Annotated in this window: 11 protein-coding genes; all 11 read right to left on the reverse strand. The window is 53.0% G+C overall.

The features are described 5' to 3' along the window. On the reverse strand, positions 1-927 hold a 927-nt coding region (locus ACN0UN_RS11475), incomplete at its 3' end, for a DNA-directed RNA polymerase subunit alpha (protein ID WP_417660097.1). Between the two features lie 24 nt (positions 928-951). Then, positions 952-1,572, reverse strand: a complete 621-nt coding sequence (gene rpsD, locus ACN0UN_RS11480; RefSeq protein WP_019935871.1) for a 30S ribosomal protein S4 — start codon at positions 1,570-1,572, stop codon at positions 952-954. Positions 1,573-1,602: 30 nt separating this feature from the next. After that, positions 1,603-1,995, reverse strand: a complete 393-nt coding sequence (gene rpsK / locus ACN0UN_RS11485) for a 30S ribosomal protein S11 (RefSeq protein WP_019935870.1) — start codon at positions 1,993-1,995, stop codon at positions 1,603-1,605. A gap of 14 nt (positions 1,996-2,009) precedes the next feature. Beyond that, positions 2,010-2,366, reverse strand: a complete 357-nt coding sequence (rpsM, locus tag ACN0UN_RS11490; RefSeq protein WP_094278378.1) for a 30S ribosomal protein S13 — start codon at positions 2,364-2,366, stop codon at positions 2,010-2,012. A gap of 148 nt (positions 2,367-2,514) precedes the next feature. Further along, on the reverse strand, positions 2,515-2,631 hold the full coding sequence (gene rpmJ, locus ACN0UN_RS11495) for a 50S ribosomal protein L36 (protein ID WP_014290663.1): 117 nt from the start codon (positions 2,629-2,631) through the stop codon (positions 2,515-2,517). 26 nt (positions 2,632-2,657) lie between these two features. Continuing rightward, on the reverse strand, positions 2,658-3,989 hold the full coding sequence (gene secY / locus ACN0UN_RS11500; RefSeq protein ID WP_417660098.1) for a preprotein translocase subunit SecY: 1,332 nt from the start codon (positions 3,987-3,989) through the stop codon (positions 2,658-2,660). A gap of 8 nt (positions 3,990-3,997) precedes the next feature. Beyond that, a complete protein-coding gene (rplO, locus tag ACN0UN_RS11505; RefSeq protein ID WP_014290665.1) occupies positions 3,998-4,432 on the reverse strand; it encodes a 50S ribosomal protein L15 in 435 nt (144 codons plus the stop codon). 4 nt (positions 4,433-4,436) lie between these two features. Further along, entirely contained in the window at positions 4,437-4,619 is a 183-nt protein-coding gene (gene rpmD, locus ACN0UN_RS11510; RefSeq protein WP_094278376.1) for a 50S ribosomal protein L30, read from the reverse strand. A gap of 6 nt (positions 4,620-4,625) precedes the next feature. Next, positions 4,626-5,126 (reverse strand): 30S ribosomal protein S5, encoded by a 501-nt coding sequence (gene rpsE, locus ACN0UN_RS11515; RefSeq protein ID WP_094278375.1) that lies wholly within the window; start codon positions 5,124-5,126, stop codon positions 4,626-4,628. Positions 5,127-5,140: 14 nt separating this feature from the next. Continuing rightward, a complete protein-coding gene (gene rplR / locus ACN0UN_RS11520) occupies positions 5,141-5,494 on the reverse strand; it encodes a 50S ribosomal protein L18 (protein ID WP_417660099.1) in 354 nt (117 codons plus the stop codon). A gap of 9 nt (positions 5,495-5,503) precedes the next feature. Next, positions 5,504-5,860: 50S ribosomal protein L6 (gene rplF / locus ACN0UN_RS11525; protein ID WP_417660100.1), on the reverse strand; the 357-nt coding region annotated here is incomplete at its 5' end.

Raw genomic sequence — 5,860 nt, forward strand, 5'->3', positions numbered from 1 at the left:
AGACGCCAACACGTCTTTAATCTCGGTAAGAGATTTTTTACCCAGGTTGGGAGTCTTCAGCAGCTCCACCTCGGTACGCTGTACCAGATCACCAATGTAATGGATCGCTTCTGCCTTCAGACAGTTCGCGGAACGAACTGTCAGTTCCAGATCGTCGACAGGACGCAGCAGGATAGGATCGAACTCAGGCTTGTCTTCTTTCTCTTCCGGCTCGCTGACATCACGCAGGTCCACGAAGGCTTCCAGTTGCTCGGCCATGATAGTGGCCGCGCGACGGATGGCTTCTTCCGGATCCAGGGTGCCATTGGTCTCCATGTCGATAACCAGCTTGTCCAGGTCGGTACGCTGTTCAACACGGGCCGCCTCTACATTATAGGCGATACGAACCACGGGGCTGTAAGCCGCATCCAGCAACAAGCGACCAATCGGACGCTCGTCGTCTTCGGTATGAGCGCGGGCAGCAGCAGGAACATAGCCACGACCGCGCTGAATTTTCAGACGCATGCTGATATCGGCGTCGTCCCCGGTCAGATGACAGATGACGTGCTCTGGGTTTACGATCTCGACGTCATCACCATGAGTGATGTCGCCTGCAGTTACGGGACCTGCACCAGTTTTGGTCAGTGACAGGGTAACTTCGTCCTTGCCTTCCAGCTTGATAGCAACCTCTTTGAGGTTGAGCAGGATTTCCAGAATATCTTCCTGGACACCTTCCTTACTGCTGTACTCGTGCAGCACACCGTCGAATTCAACTTCGGTGATAGCACAACCCGGCATGGAAGAAAGCAGAATACGACGCAGCGTATTACCCAATGTATGACCAAAGCCACGCTCCAGCGGCTCGAGAGTCACTTTGGCATGTGTCTGACTGATTTGTTCAATATCAACCAGACGCGGCTTAAGAAAATCTGTTACAGAACCCTGCATTGTGTCCTCTCTTAGAAGCTGGCTTTACTTGGAGTAAAGCTCGACGATCAGCTGTTCATTAATTTCGGCAGACAGGTCGCTACGCTCAGGCAGGCGCTTGTAAGTGCCTTGCATGTTGGTAGCGTCAATTTCTACCCAAGTCGGCTTTTCACGTTGACCGGACAGCTCCAGGGAAGCTTTGATCCGGGCTTGTTTCTTAGCCTTCTCGCGAACGCTGACAACGTCTTCGGGAGAAACTTGGAAGGAAGGAATGTTAACAACCTGACCGTTTACCAGGATGGCCTTGTGGCTCACCAGCTGGCGAGACTCAGCGCGGGTAGCACCAAAGCCCATGCGGTATACAACGTTGTCCAGACGACCTTCCAGCAGCTGCAGCAGGTTCTCACCAGTGTTGCCTTTCAGGCGCGCAGCTTCTTTATAGTAGTTGCGGAATTGCTTTTCCAGTACGCCGTAGATACGACGAACTTTTTGCTTTTCACGCAGCTGTACACCGTAGTCAGACAGACGCGGCTTACGAGCGCCGTGCTGACCGGGTGCGGTATCAATTTTACACTTTGAATCGATCGCGCGAACACCTGACTTCAGGAAGAGGTCAGTGCCCTCGCGACGGCTCAGTTTGAGCTTGGGACCCAGATATCTTGCCATGTTCTTTCTCCAACTATCCTACAAGAAACGTTATACGCGACGCTTCTTGGGAGGACGACAACCGTTGTGCGGGATGGGAGTCACATCGGTGATGTTGGTGATGCGGAAACCCGCAGCATTCAACGCACGGATGGATGACTCACGACCCGGACCCGGACCTTTCACCATTACTTCCAGGTTCTTAACACCGTATTCCTTGGCAACGTCACCAGCGCGTTCGGCAGCTACCTGAGCAGCAAACGGGGTGGACTTGCGGGAACCACGGAAACCTGAACCACCAGCAGTTGCCCAGGACAGAGCGTTACCCTGACGGTCGGTGATGGTTACGATGGTGTTGTTGAAAGAAGCATGTACGTGGGCGATACCGTCGCTCACCTGCTTTTTAACGCGCTTACGAGCGCTACGAGCCGGAGTTTTAGCCATGATCTACCTTCCCGTTATTTCTTGATCGGTTTACGAGGACCTTTGCGCGTACGCGCATTGGTCTTGGTGCGCTGACCACGAAGGGGTAGGCTGCGACGATGACGCAGGCCACGGTAACAACCCAGGTCCATCAGACGCTTGATGTTCATGGAAACTTCGCGGCGCAGGTCACCTTCAACGGTGAACTTAGCCACTTGCTCACGCAGAGATTCTACCTGAGCTTCATCCAATTCTTTAATTTTCACATTCTCAGCGATACCGGCTGCGGCACAAATGGCCTTGGAGCGGGTACGACCGACGCCATAAATAGCGGTCAAAGCAATGACGGCATGTTTATGGTCAGGAATGTTAATGCCAGCGATACGGGCCACTATGCACTCCTACATATTAACGAATAAAAAGCCATTACAAAGCCCGTCGAGGATACGTAATGGCTGAACTTTTCACCTAACGAAGGTGGCTGGCTACTTTAGCCAGCCTGCCTTCAATTTTCAAGCTAAACCGTAACTTTTTTAGCCTTTAACCCTGACGCTGCTTGTGCTTGGGGTCAGAGGTGCAGATCACGCGAATCACGCCGTGACGCTTGATGATCTTGCAGTTACGGCAAATAGCCTTAACGGAAGCACGGACTTTCATTGCTTAACTCCGTAAATAACCGAACCTTAACGGTTGTAGCCCTTCAGGTTCGCTTTTCTCAGGACATCGCCATACTGATGAGACATCATGTGGGTTTGCACCTGAGCCATGAAATCCATGATGACGACCACAATAATTAACAGCGAGGTTCCGCCAAAGTAAAATTGGACGTTCCATGCTGTCATCAGGAACTGTGGAACCAGACAGATAAAGGTAATGTACAGCGCACCGACCAGGGTCAGGCGAGTCATTATCTTATCTATATAGCGCGCTGTCTGCTCACCCGGACGAATCCCCGGGATAAAAGCACCACTCTTCTTCAGGTTATCTGCCGTCTCGCGCGGATTAAACACCAGCGCGGTATAGAAGAAACAGAAGAAGATGATGGCAGCGGCATACAACATTACATACAGAGGCTGACCGGGCTGCAGAGTCAAAGAGATCTCCTGCAGTACGTTGGCAACCACCCCTTCACCCTGACCGAACCATGAGGCTACGGTACCTGGGAAAAGTATAATGCTGGATGCAAAAATCGCTGGAATAACCCCCGCCATGTTCACTTTCAGGGGCAGGTGTGTACTCTGTGCTGCGAACACCTGGCGACCTTGTTGACGCTTGGCATAGTTCACCACAATGCGGCGCTGACCACGCTCAACAAAGACCACAAAGAAGGTCACAGCAAACACGATTACGGCCAGCAGCAACAGCAACAGAATGTGCAATTCCCCCTGACGCGCCTGCTCTGCCGTGGCACCAATGGCCGAAGGCAGACCGGCAACAATACCCGTGAAAATAATCAACGAGATACCATTACCAATGCCTCTTTCGGTAATCTGTTCACCCAACCACATCAAAAACATGGTACCGGTGACCAGGCTCACCACTGCCGTAAAGTAGAAAGCCAGCCCGGGATTTATCACCAGGCCAGGCATCATATTCGGCAGACCGGTAGCAATACCGATGGCCTGAATGGTGCCCAGAAAAAGCGTGCCATACCGGGTGTACTGACTGATCTTGCGGCGACCCGCTTCACCTTCTTTCTTGAGCTCAGCCAAGGGAGGGTGAACAACAGTCAGCAGCTGAATGATAATGGACGCAGAAATATACGGCATTATCCCCAGCGCCAATATGGACGCTCGTTCCAGAGCGCCACCACTGAACATGTTAAACATTTCAATGATGGTGCCCTGTTGTTGCTGGAACAAGTCGGCAAGTACGGCGGCGTCAATACCAGGAATAGGCACATAGGAGCCGGTACGGAACACGACAATCGCGATCAGAACGAAAAGCAGACGGCTTTTCAGTTCACTCAGCCCGCCCTGTGCGTTTTTAGCTTCTAATCCTGGTTTCTTGGCCATAGTACTTATTATTCCTCGATTTTACCGCCGGCGGCTTCGATGGCAGCACGGGCACCTTTGGTGACACCCAGACCAACCACAGTCACTTGACGGTCAATGGTACCGGACAGTACAACCTTGGCAAACTGGATGTTCTTAGTCAGAACGCCAGCCTGCTTCAGGGTGTTCAGATCCACCACGTCGCCTTCAACTTTCGCCAGTTCACTCAGACGAACTTCAGCACTGACCAGAGACTTGCGCGAAGTAAAACCAAACTTCGGCAGACGCTGTTTCAGCGGCATCTGACCGCCTTCAAAACCGTTGCGAACCTTACCACCGGAACGGGACTTCTGACCCTTGTGGCCACGACCGCCAGTCTTACCCAGACCGGAGCCGATACCACGGCCTACGCGCTTGGCGGAAGGCTTAGAGCCGGCGGCAGGAGACAGAGTATTCAAACGCATGCGATTACTCCTCTACCTTAACCATGTAGTAAACCTGGTTGATCATACCGCGTACACAAGCTGTGTCTTCCAGCTCTACGGTGTGACCAATGCGACGCAGACCGAGGCCACGCAGCGTTGCCTTGTGCTTAGGCAAACGGGCGATAGAGCTGCGGGTCTGAGTAACTTTTACAGTTTTGTTAGCCATGGCGCATTACCCCAGAATTTCGTCAACGCTCAGACCACGCTTGGCAGCGACTTGCTCGGGCGACTTCATATGAGCCAGAGCGTCGATGGTAGCGCGAACGACGTTGTTCGGGTTGGTGGAACCGTAGGTCTTGGCCAGTACGTTGTGTACGCCAGCTACTTCCAGAACGGCGCGCATTGCACCACCGGCGATGATACCGGTACCTTCGGAAGCGGGCTGCATGTACACGTTGGAACCGGAGTGACGACCCTTGACCGGGTGGAACAGGGTGCCGTTGTTCAGGCCAACGGTACGCATGTTGCGACGAGCCTGTTCCATCGCCTTTTGAATGGCGGCGGGTACTTCACGGGCCTTGCCGTAACCAAAACCAACGCGACCGTTACCGTCACCTACCACAGTCAGAGCTGTGAAGGAGAAGATACGACCACCTTTTACAACTTTTGATACACGGTTTACTGCAATGAGCTTCTCTTGCAGTTCACCGGCTTGAGCTTCGATTTTTGCCATTTTCGACTCCACCTTTAGAACTGAAGACCAGCTTCACGGGCAGCAGCAGCCAGAGCGGCTACACGACCGTGATATTGGAAACCGGAACGGTCAAAAGCGACCTCTTTAACACCTTTCTCGAGCGCACGCTCAGCGATGATTTTACCGACCAACGCGGCGGCATCGATGTTACCGGTAGATTTCACCTGTTCGCGAACAGACTTCTCAACGGTAGACGCGGAAGCCAGAACAGCAGAGCTGTCCGGTGAAATAACCTGGGCATAGATGTGGCGCGGAGTACGGTGAACCACCAGGCGAGTAGCACCCAGTTCCAGCATCTTTTTGCGTGCCTTAGTAGCACGGCGGATACGAGCTGCTTTTTTGTCCATAGTGTTACCTTACTTCTTCTTAGCCTCTTTGCTGCGAACCTGCTCGCCAAAGTAGCGAACACCCTTGCCCTTGTAGGGCTCTGGCTTACGGTACGCACGGATGTTGGCAGCAACCTGACCAATCAGCTGTTTGTCAGCAGACTTGAGAACGATCTCAGTCTGGGAAGGACATTCAGCGGATACGCCTTCAGGCAGCGCATGCTCAACCGGATGAGAGAAACCCAGTGACAGGGCAATTGCATTGCCTTTCATCTGAGCACGATAACCCACACCAACCAGTTGCAGCTTGCGTTCGAAGCCTTGGGTAACACCGATAACCATGTTGTTGACCAGAGAGCGGGCAGTGCCGGCCTGGGCGGTGGCACC

Origin of the sequence: Pseudidiomarina sp. (assembly GCF_048267825.1) — a bacterium.
Classification (GTDB): domain Bacteria; phylum Pseudomonadota; class Gammaproteobacteria; order Enterobacterales; family Alteromonadaceae; genus Pseudidiomarina.

What these genes read in the sequence shown, in the direction of transcription:
- rpsD (WP_019935871.1), bottom strand. Translation starts at nt 1,572, where the DNA reads ATGGCAAGATATCTGGGTCCCAAGCTCAAACTGAGCCGTCGCGAGGGC.
- rpsK (WP_019935870.1), bottom strand. Translation starts at nt 1,995, where the DNA reads ATGGCTAAAACTCCGGCTCGTAGCGCTCGTAAGCGCGTTAAAAAGCAG.
- rpmJ (WP_014290663.1), bottom strand. Translation starts at nt 2,631, where the DNA reads ATGAAAGTCCGTGCTTCCGTTAAGGCTATTTGCCGTAACTGCAAGATC.
- secY (WP_417660098.1), bottom strand. Translation starts at nt 3,989, where the DNA reads ATGGCCAAGAAACCAGGATTAGAAGCTAAAAACGCACAGGGCGGGCTG.
- rplO (WP_014290665.1), bottom strand. Translation starts at nt 4,432, where the DNA reads ATGCGTTTGAATACTCTGTCTCCTGCCGCCGGCTCTAAGCCTTCCGCC.
- rpmD (WP_094278376.1), bottom strand. Translation starts at nt 4,619, where the DNA reads ATGGCTAACAAAACTGTAAAAGTTACTCAGACCCGCAGCTCTATCGCC.
- rpsE (WP_094278375.1), bottom strand. Translation starts at nt 5,126, where the DNA reads ATGGCAAAAATCGAAGCTCAAGCCGGTGAACTGCAAGAGAAGCTCATT.
- rplR (WP_417660099.1), bottom strand. Translation starts at nt 5,494, where the DNA reads ATGGACAAAAAAGCAGCTCGTATCCGCCGTGCTACTAAGGCACGCAAA.